Source organism: Chryseobacterium sp. CP-77, assembly GCF_036362765.1.
GTDB lineage: Bacteria > Bacteroidota > Bacteroidia > Flavobacteriales > Weeksellaceae > Chryseobacterium > Chryseobacterium cupriresistens.
Window position 1 is genome coordinate 4199762 of record NZ_CP143637.1, and the last position, 18358, is coordinate 4218119.

Annotated in this window: 11 protein-coding genes; 7 read left to right on the forward strand and 4 right to left on the reverse strand. The window is 37.5% G+C overall.

Going from position 1 to position 18358, the window contains the following annotated elements:
- Positions 1–877 precede the first annotated feature (877 nt).
- The 4 genes from V0410_RS18810 to V0410_RS18825 form a co-directional block, all read right to left on the reverse strand.
- Positions 878–1837, reverse strand: coding sequence for a DUF3810 domain-containing protein (locus V0410_RS18810; protein WP_330745225.1), 960 nt, complete (start codon positions 1835–1837; stop codon positions 878–880).
- A gap of 94 nt (positions 1838–1931) precedes the next feature.
- Positions 1932–3377 (reverse strand): MFS transporter, encoded by a 1446-nt coding sequence (locus tag V0410_RS18815; protein WP_110010708.1) that lies wholly within the window; start codon positions 3375–3377, stop codon positions 1932–1934.
- A gap of 30 nt (positions 3378–3407) precedes the next feature.
- On the reverse strand, positions 3408–4145 hold the full coding sequence (locus tag V0410_RS18820) for a lysophospholipid acyltransferase family protein (RefSeq protein ID WP_330745226.1): 738 nt from the start codon (positions 4143–4145) through the stop codon (positions 3408–3410).
- A 3-nt stretch (positions 4146–4148) separates the two neighbouring features.
- A complete protein-coding gene (locus V0410_RS18825; protein ID WP_330745227.1) occupies positions 4149–4607 on the reverse strand; it encodes a GtrA family protein in 459 nt (152 codons plus the stop codon).
- 365 nt (positions 4608–4972) lie between these two features.
- Here V0410_RS18825 and V0410_RS18830 point away from each other — a divergent pair, with 365 nt between their 5' ends.
- The 7 genes from V0410_RS18830 to V0410_RS18860 all read left to right on the forward strand — a co-directional run bounded on the left by V0410_RS18830 (position 4973) and on the right by V0410_RS18860 (position 17222).
- The gene (locus V0410_RS18830; protein WP_002981716.1) at positions 4973–5236 is read left to right on the forward strand and encodes a hypothetical protein; all 264 of its coding nucleotides are present in this window, start codon (positions 4973–4975) and stop codon (positions 5234–5236) included.
- A gap of 85 nt (positions 5237–5321) precedes the next feature.
- Positions 5322–6173, forward strand: coding sequence for a BadF/BadG/BcrA/BcrD ATPase family protein (locus V0410_RS18835; protein ID WP_330745228.1), 852 nt, complete (start codon positions 5322–5324; stop codon positions 6171–6173).
- A 16-nt stretch (positions 6174–6189) separates the two neighbouring features.
- Positions 6190–8475 carry an NADP-dependent malic enzyme gene (locus tag V0410_RS18840; protein WP_330745229.1) on the forward strand — a complete coding sequence of 762 codons (2286 nt, stop codon included), beginning with the start codon at positions 6190–6192 and terminating at the stop codon, positions 8473–8475.
- 227 nt (positions 8476–8702) lie between these two features.
- Positions 8703–9287: a Holliday junction branch migration protein RuvA gene (gene ruvA / locus V0410_RS18845; protein WP_110010714.1), complete on the forward strand. Its 585-nt coding sequence runs from the start codon at positions 8703–8705 to the stop codon at positions 9285–9287.
- A gap of 57 nt (positions 9288–9344) precedes the next feature.
- Positions 9345–16385, forward strand: a complete 7041-nt coding sequence (gene sov / locus V0410_RS18850; RefSeq protein ID WP_330747724.1) for a T9SS outer membrane translocon Sov/SprA — start codon at positions 9345–9347, stop codon at positions 16383–16385.
- A 107-nt stretch (positions 16386–16492) separates the two neighbouring features.
- On the forward strand, positions 16493–16870 hold the full coding sequence (gene gcvH, locus V0410_RS18855) for a glycine cleavage system protein GcvH (RefSeq protein ID WP_047098621.1): 378 nt from the start codon (positions 16493–16495) through the stop codon (positions 16868–16870).
- 25 nt (positions 16871–16895) lie between these two features.
- Positions 16896–17222 carry a VanZ family protein gene (locus V0410_RS18860; RefSeq protein ID WP_317047533.1) on the forward strand — a complete coding sequence of 109 codons (327 nt, stop codon included), beginning with the start codon at positions 16896–16898 and terminating at the stop codon, positions 17220–17222.
- Positions 17223–18358: the final 1136 nt, after the last annotated feature.

The window sequence follows — 18358 nt, forward strand, 5'->3', positions numbered from 1 at the left end:
CCATTTCCCACAGGCAGGTATTCTAAAGTTTTCATGGTTAAGCGTACATTAAATGTTGCCTGTGGGAAGTAAAAGGATCTTATTAGAAAAAGTATTTCGTGTTTTTACCTGAGACAAAGATGCGTTCATAACTCTGGGAATGCAAGAAAAGCATGCCGGAATTGATCAATTTTGGATAATTTATTATCCGTTCCTGATAGGATTGCATTGTTGGGATGAATTAAGAAAATAAAAAAGTGTAACATTATGCCTTTACAAGAGTACGTACGCAGGGTTCTTTGGTATTTCGATTGATTTTTATGGAAATGTAACAATTGACAATCTTTGCGGACTTTAATTCAACCTGGATTATTTGGCAATAGGGCTGATGCTAAAGAGCCTTTGGCGATCAAATGGTATAATGACAGTTATGTGGAAATTCCTATTTTGAGACAATAAACAGAATCGATATAAAAATGAATGGATTTTTATATCAGAATATCCTGTGATTTTGAAGTTCAGATTTTTAGAAATATCATATAAAATACTGAAGATAACTCCAACTTTAAAACATAAGAAATAATGCTTAGAAGTAATGTTTTTTATGTAAACAAATGTTTTATTTTGTGGTTATTTTATAACTCATATAGTGTTTTATGCCTGTTTTGTTTATTGAATGTCGATGTTTTGTGTAATTTGTAACAAACAGAAATGAACTCAAAAAAACTTAAAAAATCATAAAGTTTTCATAAAGTTTTAAAAAAGGATAGAAATGTTTTTGTATTTATAAAATATGTCGTACTTTTACATCGCCTTGAATGAGGGAACAAGTCAAGGTAATAAATTTTTTTTCATCATTTGTGTTTTTAGAATCGTATCGCCTGATACGATTCTTTTTTTATGTTTTCTCATAGTTCAAGAGAAGATCAATAAAGTAAGAATAGGTAACAGAACCTTCCTGCTGATTACTTTTCAGAAACAGGTTGTTAGTAAATCCAAAGAATTCGTCAAGCCATCCCTGATGCTGAAAAATAAAACTTTTTTCATAAGCACGGTCCCTTTTCATAGCCGGGGAATATTGGTGAAGAATATTCTTTACAAACCCAGGATCCTCTTCCACAATATATCTTAAAAGACTTTTTAAAGTGAAAAATTCAGTACTGTATCTCAACTCAGGATTACCGGAGTGAATGCCTATTAAGTACCCTACAAAATTAGCTTCCTGTTCTCTGGCAAAGCCAAGCTGATGTGAACTTTCGTGCGCTGTGGTGAAAGGGATTAAAGTATGAGGCAGCTCAGCATTATACTGGGCTTCAGCTGTAAAAGGATTATAATAGCCTAGAATTCCTGTAAAGCTCATTACATTTTTGAATAAACTAGGCTTGATGTCCAGTATCTCCGGAGCTTTTTTATCGGAAATATAAGAAGGCAGCTTTGTCTGCTGATTCAGGATTTCCTTTTGAATAGATGTAAGGTTAGTGATTATAAATACTCCGTTGCTGTCCTCCTGTACATACTGTCGTGTTGCCTTACATTTTTCAAGGTAAACAAGAGCCAGTTTTTTTGCTTTTCCTATATCCGGCTCATCCTGGCTGGAAAGTTTTTTAATAATCGGGATCTGGAAATACAGCATTCCCCAAAAGATCTGATAAATAAAATAAAAGACATTCATGACGATAAGAATTTTTATCATCGAATCATTCCTTTGATGCTTTTTGAATAAAGTGATGAAACAGTATAAAAGAAAAGCTCCCAGCGCAATATAGATCAAATCCCCGACAGAAAATGGAACCCGGCTGAACATTACCTGATGAACTTCTTTCTGAAATTCAAAAAAGCGTTCAAAAAAAGAAATCATTATTTTGGATTTTGAAAATCCATAAAACAAAAGAAATTGGGCAAGTAATACACCTGCCCAAAATCTCTTTTTCTTATATATATTTGTTGTTATATTAATGACCACTGCCTTTAGATATTTTATCAAGATCAATGCCCTGGGCTTTCAGAATCCCACTTACACGGATCGCATAGAATGCAAGATAAGCAAAACAAATAACCCCTACGATATAACTGAAATGAATATTGGTAATATCTGCAACATATCCCTGTATAACGCTTACAATACCTCCTCCCATAATCATCATGATAAGGTATCCTGAACCCTGGTTAGTGTGTTTTCCAAGCCCATTGATAGCCAATGCGAAGATACACGGCCATAGCGTAGAGCAGAAAAGACCTACACTGGTAAATGCATATACAGATACCATTCCTGTAGTGAACATCCCTATAAGTAGAGCTGTAATCCCTGCCAGAGAGAAGATCAGAAGCATTCTTGCCGGGTTTCCTTTGCTTAAAATATCACAGATAATCATTGCGATAATGATAAACCCATATACATAGAACGGAGAAAGATCATGATCGGCAATAGCGTTTACCAATAAAAATACACCGAATGCAAGATAAGGAGCTAAGAATCTTAGGATCTTTTTGAATCCTGCATTTACGTCAAATGCTTCTACAGCACCTGTCCAACGGCCAATCATTAATGATGCCCAGTATAAAGAGATGTAAGGTGCTACCTCTTTCGTTTCAAACCCTAAGCTTTTTTCCATATATGCCGGAAGGTTACTGGCTGTGGAAACTTCTACCCCTACATAGACAAAAATAGCGATCATTCCCATCACCAGCTGAGGATACTGGAATGCTGACTTTCTATGTTCTCCCGGAGTTGCATCATCGGTGTCCTCAGTGTTTGTTGGAGTCACCGCAGGAAGAGAAGAGAATTTAAGCATTAAAGCTACCAGAGCAAAAGCTGCTCCTAATATCAGATAAGGTGTTTTTACGCTTTCTATACTTGCTTCCGTGTTGGCAGCACTTGCAGATCCAAAAATAGCAAATGCAACGATAAGCGGTCCAATAGTAGTTCCTAAGTTATTAATTCCTCCTGCCATTGTTAGCCTCTGAGATCCCGTTTCTGTAGGACCTACTTCAATAGCCAGCGGATTAGCAACAATCTGCTGAAGAGAGAATCCTAAACCTACAATAAATAATCCTGAGATCATTAAAGGGAAAGAATGCATATTGGCAGCCGGGTAGAACAATAAGGTTCCCAATGCGGAGATCAGAAGCCCTACAATAAGACCATTCTTATATCCGATTTTATTGATCAAATCCTGTTTAAGGCTCTTTGATACAAGCATATAAATTAAAGAACCTACAGTATACGCTACATAAAAGCATATCTGTACAAGCATACTTTCAGTTTGGGATAGATTGAAGGCTTTTTGAAAAACAGGGATCAGAATATCATTACTGGCTGCTACAAATCCCCAAAAGAAGAATACAGTAACCAACGGAATGAATTGGGCCCAATTGGTTTGTTTAGAATAATTTGACATATTTATTATAGATTTCACAAACAAATATAACTATTTCCTTTCAACGGAATACCTGATTAAGGTTTTTTTTATTGTCTCATAAGCCTCTGCTTTTGAGTCTTTTGGCGAATCTGAAGGCTGAATGATGCCATTGAAATATACCTTTACCCTCCCGGGAAAGCCCTTTGAGTTTTCAAAAGGGAACATTTCTTTAAGTCCCACAAAGGTATAAACAGCGATAGGAGAGTGATGTTTTGAAGACAGTATAAACGCACCGTCCTTAAAATCATCCAGGATAATAGAAGTGTCGTCCGGCACACCGCCTTCAGGAAAAATCGCGATACTGTTGCCTTCTTCCATCTTCTCTGCACATCTTCGGTAAACATCTGCACGGCTTTTTGCACTCGCTCTGTCTACCATTACACATATCCTTTTATATATAGTTCCGAAAATAGGAATCTTAACCAGTTCTTTTTTTCCTACAAAACAGATCGGATGATCAGGAAACAGAATACATACAAGCATGATATCCATAATAGATGTATGGTTGGAGATAAAGACATAAGGGATATTTTTATCTTTTTCCTGTTCCGAAAGTTTAATCAGGTCATATCTGAAACCCATTCCGTAGAACATTCCGAAACACCATAGCCTGACCAGTTTATAGCCGTATTTATAATGCTTTTTATTAAAGGATAAAATATAGACCGGGATCCCAATAATAACTGTCAGAAAAAATGCCAACAGCAGCAACCAGAATCTCCAGAGATAATTTAAAATTTTTGTCACAGCCTAACCGTTAAAAATTACTTTCTTTTTTATCGAATAATTCAGAATGGAAACCAGCAATATTGCTGCAATTTTACTGATCATTTCCGGGCTCAAGGTATAAAAAAATAAATTGATATTATCTTTAAATACGAAACTGTAAAATATCTGGAAAAAACCTAAGCTGAGTAATGTTGAAAAAAAAGATACCACCATAAAATAAGCAAATTCTTTTCTCTTCGAATGTTTTCCCCTTTCAAACACAAACCAGATGCTCAGAAAATAATTGGTAATAATCCCGCAGCTCGTGGAAAAAATGTTGCTTAAAGGATAGTGTACTCCGTAGAAATTGGTTTCCTTTACAAAGAAGTGCGGAAGATAGGTGCTGAAAATTTTAAAGCTTCCTATTTCTACAATGGCACTCAGTCCTCCGGCAATGATGAAGAACAAAACCTGTTTCTGGCGTAAGAGTATTTCTTTCATTTAATAAGTATAAAACTAAACATCTTTGTACATATCAGGCAGCCTGCCGGGTGGATCTATCTCTCACCATTTAAACACCTTAGAAAATTTCTTCTGTTTATAACGGTTTTGAAATTCCAGCAGTTATATCGCTTCACAATATGAATATGCAAATTTATAACTATATGTTAAACACTGAAAAAAGTTGTTAAAATATTTTTTTTAATAAAAATTATTTCTAATTTTAATATTCAGAATGATGTAATAAAGACCTGATAATAAATTCATTTTCAACTCCTTGTGTTGATGGTTTTTTCTATCTTGTAGTGCACGGTTAAGAGCATATACTCCAACTTTTTTATGACCCAATTATTAATAATATTTGTATGAAACGTCAAAACAAATACAGAAAATTCCAGCTTCAACAGAAAAATATTGAGGCTCTTGAGAAAGAAAATTCCCGCTTCAAAAGAGTGTATTCAGAGTATGAAAATATGTCAAACGAATTGTGGAATCTTGAAAACTCCACTGGCGAGCCGGTGCCTGATGATTTTATCAATGCAATGGAACTACAGACTTCCTATCTTGAAGATGAAATAGAAGATTGGCTTTTACAATTCAACGAAAAAAAAACACAAATCAAACATTAATGATTTTAGACAGCTTCCAGGTTGTTTTTAAATGCTAATTGAAGATAAATTCATAATTTAGCACCCTTAAATTAAAATCTAAAATATGGTTGCTATTGTAGATAGTGGTTCTACTAAAACGGATTGGGTAATTCTTGATGACTTTAAAAAAGTTTTTCTGAAAACAGAAACCATCGGTTTCAATCCGAATTTTATCAACAGAGAACTTATCGCTCCTGAAATACAGAAAAATAGCAATCTGATATCGGTTAAAAATTCAATTACCAAAGTCTTTTTTTATGGTTCCGGATGCGGAGTGAAAAAAAACTGCGAAACCATAGAAGAAGAGTTGACAAAAGTTTTTGGAAAAGCAGAGATTATTGTGAAGGAAGATCTGATGGCTGCAGCCTATGCCGCATACAGTGGAAAACCTGCAATCGTGTGCATTCTCGGCACAGGATCTAATTCCTGTTTTTTTGACGGTAAAAATGTGAAGATAGAATTGCCTTCGCTGGGATTCCTGATCGGGGACGAAGGAAGCGGCAGTGCTATCGGAAAGCAGCTGGTACGCAGATACTTTATGAAAAAACTGCCTGCGGATCTTCATAAAGAATTTGAAGCAGATTATCAGCTTACCGTAGAAGATGCATTGAAAAATATGTATCATACTCCAAGACCCAATGCATATCTGGCGAATTTTACCAAATTTGTAATCGAAAGAAAAGATCATCCTTATTTCAAAGACATGGTTTTTGAAGAAATGAAAAGTTTCTTTGAATACCAGGTTCTTCCTTATGAGGAGGCGCATGATGCCGAGATCAATTTTATTGGCTCTATCGCTTATTATTATGAAAATATACTACGTTCTGTAGCTGCAGAACTTAATTTAAATGTGGGACATGTTGTGCAGAAACCAATTGAAAGCTTAGTAGATTACCACATTAAATATATACTTTAACAAAAAACAAAATTTTATGTCAAGTAACAACAATCGTGACGAAAAGAACTTTAGCCAGGCAGCGCTAGATTATCATAAAGCAGAACCCAAAGGAAAAATTGAAGTTATCCCATCAAAGCCACACTCTTCCCAAAGAGATTTATCATTGGCTTACTCTCCGGGAGTAGCGGTTCCTTGTATGGAAATTCATGATAAGCCGGAAACTGTGTATGATTATACAGGAAAAGGAAACCTGGTAGCAGTAATTTCTAACGGTACTGCCGTACTTGGACTGGGAGACATCGGTGCTGAGGCTTCAAAACCGGTAATGGAAGGGAAAGGACTATTATTCAAGATCTTTGCAGATATCAACGTTTTTGATATTGAGATCGATGAAAAAGATCCGGATAAATTTATTGAAATCGTAAAAGGAATTGCTCCTACTTTCGGAGGAATCAATCTTGAAGATATTAAAGCTCCTGAAGCTTTTTATATAGAACAAAGACTGAAAGAGGAGTTGAATATTCCTTTGATGCACGATGACCAGCACGGAACAGCCATTATCTCAGCAGCTGCGTTGATCAACTCTCTGCAGATTGCCAATAAAGATATTGATAAAGTAAAAATGGTGGTGAACGGAGCTGGTGCTGCAGCTATTGCATGTACCAAACTTTATATTTCTTTAGGACTGAAAAAAGAAAATGTCCTGATGTGTGACAGTAAAGGCGTAATCAATCATAAAAGAGAAAACCTTACTCCTGAAAAATTAGATTTCATCGCTCAGACAGATATTGAAACATTAGAAGATGCTGTAAAAGGATCTGATGTTTTTGTCGGATTGTCAAAAGGAAATGTAATGACTCCTGATATGTTAATGAGCATGAATGAAAACCCTATCGTATTTGCTCTTGCCAACCCTGATCCGGAAATTGCTTATGACCTTGCGCTGGAAACCCGTAAAGATGTGATCATGGCAACAGGAAGAAGTGATTATCCTAACCAGGTAAACAACGTATTGGGATTCCCTTATATCTTCCGTGGAGCATTGGATGTACAGGCTACAGGAATTAATGAAGCCATGAAACTGGCTGCCGTACACGCTATTGCTGATCTTGCAAAAGAACCGGTGCCGGAAGCTGTAATTTTGGCATACAATGTTCAGAACCTTCAGTTTGGAAGAGAATACTTCATTCCAAAACCATTTGATAACAGACTGATCACAAAAGTATCAAGCGCTGTGGCAAAAGCAGCTATTGAAAGTGGTGTTGCCAGAAAAACCATAACGGATTTTGATGAATATGAGCACCAGCTTTTAGACAGAATGGGCAGAGATGAAAGATTGGTAAGAATGATGCAGAGCCGTGCAAAATCCAATCCGAAAAGAATTACCCTTGGAAATGCTGAAGAATATAATGTATTGAAAGCTGCCCAGATTCTTTATGAAGAAGGAATTGCTTACCCAAGCCTTTTAGGAGATAAAAAATACATCAAGGAGCAGATGGAGCGTTACGGAATTACTCTGGATGTTCCTATCATTGATCCAAGTGATGACGATCAGAAAGAAAACAGAAAAAAATACAGAGAAACCCTTTGGAAACTTCGTCAGAGAAAAGGAATGAACGAGTACAAAGCGAAAAGATATGTACGTCAGAGAGACTATTTCGGGCCTTTGATGCTGAAACATGGAGATACAGACGGACTTATCGTAGGATTCTCTAAAAACTATACTTCTGTTTTACGTCCTGTTTTAGAAGTGATCGAAAAAGATAAAGGAGTAGATAAAGTAGCGGCCATGATGATGATCTTGTCTGAAAAGAAACCTATTTTCTTCGCAGATACTTCGATCAACCAAAACCCTACAGCAGAAGATCTTGTGAATATTGCTAAAATGGCAGAATTTACAGTAAAATCTTTTGCGATTGAACCAAGAATTGCAATGCTTGGATTTGAAAACTTTGCTGCGATTTCTGAAACTTCCAAGAAAGTAGCGAAAGCAGTAGGAATCCTTCATGAAAAATATCCGAAAATGGTTGTAGATGGAGAAATTCAGCCGGACTTTGCAATGAATGCAGACCACCTGAGCGATTATCCATTCTCAAAATTAGGAACTACACCTGCCAACACATTCATCTTCCCGAATCTGGAAAGTGCAAACCTTTCCTATAAAATTCTGAGAGGAATGAAAGTAGCCCAGGTAATCGGACCTATCCTAATGGGATTAAAACAGCCGGTACACGTGCTTCAGATGCGTTCAAGCGTTGATGAGATCGTAAACCTTGCTACCATTGCTGTTCTTGATGCTCAGAGAAGAGAGAAGAAATAATACAGAACAGATGGCATCACTGGAAATCAGTAATTCATCTTTCTTATTTCAAAATTGACACTTTAAACCGTGTACAGATAGTAAAAAGACTCCATATTTTGGAGTCTTTTGTTTTTCTGTTAATTCCTTGAATTCTTATTTAAAATTTAAGTTAAAAATCATTCGTACATCAAATGAAAACATTAATTAGTTTAAATTGCTATATTTGGGAGTTTTAAAAATTAATAATGATATTTTCTTTACAAGGCACTGTTCAAGAACTTACGCCTACTTACGCTGTCATCAATGTTCAAGGAGTTGGTTACTACGTGGGAATCAGTCTGATGACCTCACAGACGCTGGTTTTGAATCAGCAGACCTTTTTATTTATTCAGCAGATCATTCGTGAAGATGCTCATCTTCTCTTTGGATTTAACACACGTTCAGAAAAAGAAATGTTCAATCTGTTAATAAGCGTTAATGGAGTAGGAGCTGTTTCAGCATTGATTCTGTTGTCAACATTGAGCCTTGATGAGATTGCTTCGGCGATACTTTCCGGAAACAGTGCATTGATCCAAAAAGCAAAAGGAATTGGTGCAAAAACTGCCGAAAGGATTATCGTGGATCTTAAAGATAAAGTACAGAAATACAGCGATCCAAACGCGAACATTTCTGTGATGGTGGATAATAAAATTAAGGAAGAATCGTTATCTGCATTAGAAGTTTTAGGAATTCCTAAACGAACAAGCGAGAAGATTGCGGATAAAATTATCAAACAAAATCCAAACATCTCGGTAGAAGAATTGGTTAAACAAATCTTAAAAAACATTTAACATTTGGTGGCGAATATTAAGCATCTTAACATATTTTTGTTCCTGTCGTTCCTGTGTATGTCTGTAAATGCCTTTGGGCAGGCACAGAAAGATACAGCGATCATAAGAAAACAATATGAAGTGGCCGACCCTACGAGGTATGAAGCCTATTACGACATAAAAACCGGGATGTACTATGTATATCCAAAAATCGGAAATACCATTACAGGTCCTCCTACAGCCATGTCTCCGGAAGAGTATAAAGAATATATGCTTGCCAGCCAGACAAAAGCCTATTACAAGGAGAAATCCGATAAATATAATCTTCTCTTCAGAAGAGACAGATCTGATGCCAGAAAGAAAGGGCTTATTCCTTCATTACAGATCAACAACAAGCTTTTTGAAACCATTTTCGGTGGTAATAAAATTGAAATCATCCCTTCAGGATACGCATCCCTGGACTTTGCAGGACTTTACCAGAAAATAGATAACCCAATGATCCTGCCTCAGAACAGGACCAGTTTTACCTTTGATATCGATCAGAGAATTCAGTTGGGATTATTGGGAAAAGTAGGGGAAAACTTACAGTTAAAGGCCAATTATGATACCCAGAGTGGTTTTGCTTTTGAAAACAGGATGAATCTTGTATGGCAGGCAAAAGGAAGCTGGAAAGATCTTCAGAGTAAAGGTCTTGGAAATGTAGATAAACCGAATGAAGGAGGAGAAGATAAAATCATCAAAAGAGTTGAATTTGGTAACGTAAACATGCCGCTTTCAACCAGTCTTATCCGAGGTTCCCAATCACTGTTCGGGGTGAAAACAGAATTCCAGTTAGGAAAAACATTTGGAACCGTAGTTCTTTCCCAGCAACAGGGAGAGGCTCGTAATATTGTAGTACAGGGAGGTGGTGTGATGAACAATTTTAAAGTCAATGCCATTGACTATGAAGAAAACCAGCACTTCTTTATAGGACATTATTTCCTGAACAAATATGATGATGCCTTACTTAATTATCCGCAGATCAACTCAACCATCAACATTACCAGAATGGAAGTCTGGGTATTGGATCAGAGCAACAGTAATCTGGCTTACCAGAAAAGTATCATCGGGATCAGGGATCTGGGCGAAGGCCCCGGCGGAGTAACGCTGCCGGATAACTCGTTGAACGGATTGTATGATGAAGTATCACAAGTAGCCGGAACAAGAGAAGCTGGGAAAAATTACAATGCTCTTTTTCAGGGGCATGTCTTCCCGGGAACACCTACTCCCTACAATAACGGAGAAGAATTTGTTCTTGCTACAAAAGCGAGAAAACTGAATGCCAATGAATTTATCTTCCAGCCACAGCTTGGTTATATTTCATTAAATCAAAAACTGAATGACCAGCAGCTTTTAGCCGTTTCGTACTCTTATACTGTTAATGGAAGTAATAAAGTATACAAAGTAGGGGAATTTTCTGAAGAAAGTCCTGTGTTGATCACTAAAGTTTTAAGAGCAAATAACAAGGTGAACACTCAATCTCCGATGTGGGATCTGATGATGAAGAATGTCTATTCTATGGATGCAGGACAGGTATCTCCGGATGGCTTTATCCTTAATGTATATTACAGAGATCCAAAAACCGGAGGTAAAGTAAACTATCTTCCGGATACTCCTGTAAAAGATCAGAATTTATTGAAGTTATTTAACTGGGACCGTCTCAATATGAACGGCGATATCCAGAACAATAAAGACGGAAGCAAAGGTGATGGTATTTTCGACTTTGTGAATGGGATTACCATAAGGCCGGAAACCGGAAGGGTTATCTTTACCAAAGTGCAGCCTTTCGGTAAGTATCTGGAATCAAAATTGGGTACAAGTGATCCTCAATACGTTTTTCAGGATCTTTATACCAAACAAAAGCTACAGGCATCCGCCAGTAATCTTGCACAAAGGTATACCATGGAAGGGCGTTACAAAGGTGTTCAGGGACAAGGTATTTCTTTAGGAGCTGTAAACGTTCCTCAGGGATCAGTAAAAGTAGCAGCAAACGGAGTACAGCTTACGGAAGGTGTAGACTATACCGTAGATTATATGCTGGGTACGGTTACGATCATTAATGAAAATGTAAAACAGTCCGGACAGGCCATCAATATTTCACTGGAAAACCAGTTGACCTTTAATACCCAAAGAAAAAGATTCTTAGGATTAAACCTAGAAAGAAGATTCAGTGAAAACTTTATCTTGGGAGGAACGGTGATCAATTACTCAGAATCTCCATTGACTCAGAAAGTAAACTTCGGGCAGGAAGCGGTAAACAATACCATGGCAGGGATCAACCTGATGTACAACAATCAGGCTCCTTATCTGACAAGACTTACCAATAAACTTCCGATGGTAAAAACTGAAGCTCCATCCAACTTAAACTTTAAGATGGAAGCAGCTTACTTATTACCTGGATTGAATAAAGGAACAAACAACCAGTCTTACATTGACGATTTTGAACAAACAACCTCTAAAATATCATTAAAAGAGCCGGCAGCATGGAGCCTTGCTTCAAAACCGGAAAAAAATACTTTACCGCCATTTAATACGGTACCGGGAAATGATGATATAACAAGCGGATATGGAAGAGGACTTTTAACATGGTATAATATCGACCCTAGATTCTGGGGAGTCGGAGGAAAAGCTCCTGCAGGAATTACACCACAGTCTGTATCCAATCACGCTTCCAGAAGAGTACAATATTCGGAGATTTATAATAACAGAGATTTCGTAGCAGGAGAACAAACCTTTACGAATACTTTTGATATCTCTTATTTCCCGAAAGAAAAAGGACCGTACAACGTAAACCCGTTGACAGAACAACCACAAAGCAGATGGGCAGGGATTATGAGATCCATCAGTGTTCCCAACTTTGTTACTTCAAACATTGAATACGTTGAATTCTGGATGATGGATCCTTACGCAGATGGTAAAACACTGGGTACTGATCCAAAACTATTACTTCATTTAGGAAACGTTTCAGAAGATGTATTGAAAGATGGAAAAATGCAGTATGAAAACGGATTGCCAACTCCAGGTACACCATCTTCTACGACGAATTCAAATTGGGGAGTACAGCCAAAACAGCCGCCAATCTTATATGCATTCTCTACAGAAGGAGAGGATAGGAAAGTACAGGATGCCGGATATGATGGTCTTACTTCTGATCAGGAAGCGATGAGATTCGGAAATACATTTGTAAACCCGGTAACCAATATTGCTGACCCTGCAGTGGATGACTTCGTATTCTATCTTTCTGATAAATTTACAGGAAGCCAGGCTGCTTCAGTGGTGGAACGATACAAATATTTCAGAAACCCTGAGGGGAACTCAGAAGCAAACTCTCTGAATGTAGCTTCGCAAACTCCGGATGCTGAAGATATCAACAAAGATTACAACCTGGATCAGACTGAAAATTATAACCAATATGTTATAAAGCTTGATCAGCCAAGTTTGTCACTGGGAACGAATAATATTGTAGATGTAAAAACAGTAAAAGCAACTTTCCAGAACGGACAGTCTTCAGATGTTAAATGGTACCTGTTTAGAATTCCTGTAGCGAATTATGATCCAGCTGAAGGAACACACGAAGATGAAGTATTAAATAACGTAAGATTTGCAAGATTGATGCTTGCAGGATTTGATCAGACATCTACTTTAAGATTCGGAACAATGGATCTTGTAAGATCAGACTGGAGAAAGTATACCGGTAAAATTGCAAGTTTAAATGTTACTAATCCTGAAGAAGGAACCGGAACTGTGACAGACCCAAACTTTGAAATAGGAAGTGTAAATATTGAAGAAAATGCATTGAACCAACCACCATATGTATTGCCTCCGGGAATTGACAGACAGGTGTTAAGTGGAAATGCGGGAGCACAGAGACAGAATGAAGCCTCACTTTACATGAAAGTGAAAGATCTTAAAACTGAGGCAAGAGGTGTCTTCAAAAATACAACGCTGGATATGAGAAGATACAAAAAGCTGAAGCTGTTTGTGCACGCTCATGATCCGGAAAATAGAGATTTAAATGTAGGGACGTATGATCCTAAGACAAAATTCTTTATTCGTTTTGGAAGTGATGCCACTGATAACTATTATGAATATGAATCTACAATGAAGCTTACTTCTACAACTGCTACAGCTCCTATGGAGATCTGGCCAATGGAAAATGAAGTTGATTTTGATGTTCAGAACTTTGTTGATGCTAAAATCAGAAGAGACAAATCGGGTGTTGCAATCACGAATAGAACAATGGATCTTGTCTATCAGGAACCTTATAAAAATATTTATATCAAAGGTAGGCCAAGCTTAGGAAATATTACAACCATTATGATTGGGGTAAGAAATGCAGATCCAAGAACAAACTCTACCATAACAAGAGTTCTATGGGTAAACGAAATCCGTCTTTCTGAAATTGAGAATGATGGAGGGTATGCAGGAAATGCCAGCTTAAACTTCAATATGGGAGACCTGGCAACAGTGAATGCCAATGCTTCTTATACCTCAGTTGGTTTCGGGAATATCGATTCAAAACCTGCAGAAAGAACACAGTCTACTCAATCTGCATTCAGCATCAATACGGCGATCAATGTAGATAAATTCCTTCCGGAAAAAACAGGGGTGAAAATTCCTTTAAACTATTCTTACTCACAGACTATTGAAGATCCAAAGTACAATCCTCTGGATACCGACGTGGAATTCAATAAGGCTCCGAACAAGGATCAGTTGAAAAAAGTAGCGAGAACCTATACTCAACAGAGAAGTATAGGAGTCGTTAACATGCATAAAGAAAGAGTAAATCCAAATAAAAAGCCTAAGTTTTATGATATTGAAAACGTATCAGTAACTGCTGTTTATAACGATGACTATTTCAGAGATATCTATACCAAGAGAAATTACAGACAGTATCTGAGAGGATATATTGATTATAACTACACCTTTAAACCGTGGGTACTTAAGCCTTTCAATAAGATGATCAGTGATACGGCAAAATCGACAAAGTATCTGAGATGGGTAAAAGAATTCAATATCAATCCAATTCCTACAAGAATCTCTTTCAGAACTGAAATCGACAGAAACTACAACGAGCTTGAGTTCAGAAATGTGGAAGCAATCCTTAATGGTGATATGAACAGTAATTTCGATGCCATCAGAAACAGAAACTTCTTCTTTGGATGGCAGTATGGATTAGGATTCAATTTTACAAAATCATTAAAACTGGAAATCAATTCCGCAACCAGAACATTAAATGACAATCTGGATGTAAATTCGATGGACAGCAAATCGATTTTCGGAAATATATTCAGAGCAGGAAGGCCGGTATTGTATAATCACAGAGCACAGTTAAACTATAAGCTACCATTCCAATATTTGCCTTATCTGGATTTCATTGATGCAGAAGTAGGATACGGATTTACCTATAACTGGGCGGCGAGGTCTACGTCATTGCTTGGATTTACTGATCCTAATACAAATCAGACCGCAAGTCTAGGATCTGTTGGACAGAATACCAATGTGATTCAGGCAACAGCTTCTGCGGATCTTCCGAAGTTCTTTGGACAGTTTAACTATTTCAAAAATATTAATGCCAAACTTCAGAAACGCAGACAGGAGATGGACTCTCTGAATAATGTGTATGCGAAACAATGGGAGAAAAACAGATACAGATATAAGAAATATAAATTTAAGAATAAGCTTACGCCACTTCAAAGTGCTGCATTCTTCTTAACTTCATTTAAACAGTTAAACGTAAGTTATAACGAAACGAATGGTACCGTACTTCCGGGATTAATATCAGCACCAAACTGGTATGGATACGGACAGACATTGGGAGGTCCGACACTGGGATTCCTTTTAGGATCACAGGCAGATATCAGAAGAACAGTAATGGAAAACGGATGGGTAAGTAATTCAAATTATATGACAGATCCGTATGTAAGAATGTCGACCAAAGAGTTGAGAGCAGACCTACAGGTGATGCCTATGAATGACCTGAGAGTCGATCTTAATGTGTTGCATACCTTCAACAGTAACTTCTCGCATACAGGATTTAACTATACCAATGGTGGTGTTCCTGATACGGATTTTACATTTGCCAGCGAAATGATAACGTATTCCAATACTACGTCGCTTCTCAGCACATCATTTAAAGATGGACAGGCAATTTACCAGGCGATCAGAGAAAACGCAAGAGCGCTTTCTCAACAATTGGGAGGTCCTGGGGCAGTATTGGATAATAACGGATTTGCAAAGCATTACAGCATTGGAAATGCCTATGTATTAATCCCAGCCTTTAGAGCAGCGATGGAAGGAAAATCTGTGTCACCTATGGGCAACCCTAAAAAGGCAGGATTCCCATTGCCAAACTGGAGAATTACCTATTCTGGATTAAAAAATATCCCTATCATCAGCGGGCAGTTCACAAAGTTCGATATCTCACATGCCTATACTGCTACGTATACAGCAACAGGTATTCAAAGTAACGTAGATTATCATGGTAACCCGAACGGATATTATCAGACGGTGGATGATGCCGGTAATGTGAAAAAAAATGATGGAGATAAGATTAACCCATATACATTCGCACAGGTGGGATATGTAGAATCTTTCTCACCGCTTATAGGAGTAGATGTTACTATGAGAAACAATATGCAGTTTGGAATACAGTATAACAGAACCAGAATGATGGTACTGGGATTAGTCAACCAGACACTTACCGAAGATGCGAATACAGAATATGTAGTAAGACTTGGTTATATTGTCAGAAACTTCAGACTAGGAACAGCCAACATCAGAGGAAGAGGAACAAGAGGAAAAGGAAGTGATCTTAACATCAGAGGAGATATTTCATTAAGAGACAGTAAAACATCCATTATGAATATCCTGTTGAATGATGCTCAGGTTACCGGAGGACAAAGATTGATGAACATCAAACTTTCAGCAGACTACAATGTCTCCGAGAATCTGAACCTGAGAGTATTCTACGAACAGATGACCTCAAAATATAAGATCTCCACAGCATTCCCGCTGTCTACGGTCAGAGCAGGTATCTCAGCCACATTTACATTCGGAGATTCGGGTGGTGGATTCTAAAAATAATACAAACATAAAAGTCCTTCAGTTTTGAGGGACTTTTTTTATATCCAATATTTGAAACTACTATATTTTTGAATACATTTGTACAAAATAAAAATTTAAAAATGAACACACCATCAGAATTAAAGTACACGAAAGATCACGAATGGATCAAGATCGAAGGTAACGTTGCTACAATCGGTATTACAGACTTCGCACAAGGAGAACTTGGAGATATCGTTTACGTTGATGTAGATACTGTAGATGATGATCTTAATGGAGGAGACGTTTTCGGAAGTGTAGAAGCAGTAAAAACTGTTTCAGACCTGTTCTTACCTATCTCAGGAAAGGTTATTGAATTTAATTCAGAATTAGAAGATCAGCCTGAACTGTTAAATACAGATCCTTATGGAGACGGATGGATCATCAAATTGGAAATTGCTGATGGGGCAGATCAGTCAGAGTTACTTTCTGCAGATGATTATAAAGCGATCATTGGATAAGATTTCAAAAATATTTAGTAAGATACTGCCCATTTATTGGGCATTTCTTACTTATATGCTTCTCAAGCCGGGAGAAGAAAACCATGAATATTGGTTCATGTTCAGCGGTATCGACAAGGTTTTGCATGTAAGCATATTCGCAGCATTGGGTTTCTCTTTCATTGCTGCATTTCCCAAAATAAAATTCTCATACTTTGTCCAGATCATCCTTCTTTATGCTTTCCTCACCGAAATCCTGCAGGAAGAAATGGGATTGGGAAGATCGATGGAAACTTTAGATATCGTAGCTGATACCATTGGATGCTTATTAGGATACTATACCTATAAGCTATTAATTAAGCGTTTCTTTTAACACGCCTTTCAAATCATCACGATTTTATATCCATTTTTTATTCTCTCTTCACCAGTATATTTAAACTTTTTCACTCTCCAACGCTCCAACTCTCCAACCCTCCAACTCTCGAACTTTATTAGGAGCTATTTCCTGCTATCCATTCATACTCCTCGCGCCCTCGCACTCCCACGCTCTCACCCTGAGCAAAGCCGAAGGGCCTCCACACCTAAAACCTACCCTCCGACGCAAGCTGCGGGGTAACCATTACTATCAGGGCTAGGATAGGAGTCGTTAATGATGAGTGATGAGTTTCGGGTTTCGGGTTATTGAGTTGCGAGTTTCGGGTGTTTAGGTAGAAAAGGAACATTGGTATTGAATTTTCATATTGTAGATTTCTATGGAAACATATTATTGAGTACAAATCTCTATTCCCCTTGTATCATTCCGCAGGAATCCCAACTTCTTTACAAGAGCCTTAAAAGAAGTAAAATGACAGTATAATGTCTAAGATTTTTTTTAACAGTTAGTATTAGCCATGTCATGCTGAGCAGAGTCGAAGCATTGTAATTAATTACGGTTATAGGAGCTAAACCTTATTACTCTGTATTAAATATACTCTTTAGCATTTCCATCCTTCCCATTCTATATATAATATAAATGTATACATAAAGCAGGCCCCTCTTATCTGTGTAAATCTGCGAGATCCGTGGGCAATGATCATCCCCATACATAAAAAACAACAATCTCCCTTCATTATATATAATCTTCCATCAATAGGAGCGGGCTATAATCCCGAGCTTAATCGAATGAAGCTTATTCTCTTATATAGGCTAGTCTCTCTCTTATATTATATATACCTTATTTTTTTTGATCTTCCTCACCCCAAACCCCGCATCCGGCACCCCGAATCATACCCCTCTCCCCTCAAACACTCAAACTCTCCCACGCTCCCACACTCTCACCCCGATTCTCCAAACAAATGTTTAAAATTTTTCCCCCTGCTACCCAGTTCTTTAGGAACAAATATCACCGTAATGTAAAATTTATGTTAAATAAACTTGTTTTGCGTTGTAGGAAGTTGCTATCTTTGCCCCACTGAAAACGAGAGTAGAACAGTAGCGCAGAAGCGCCTTTAGATAGGCATAAACGATATT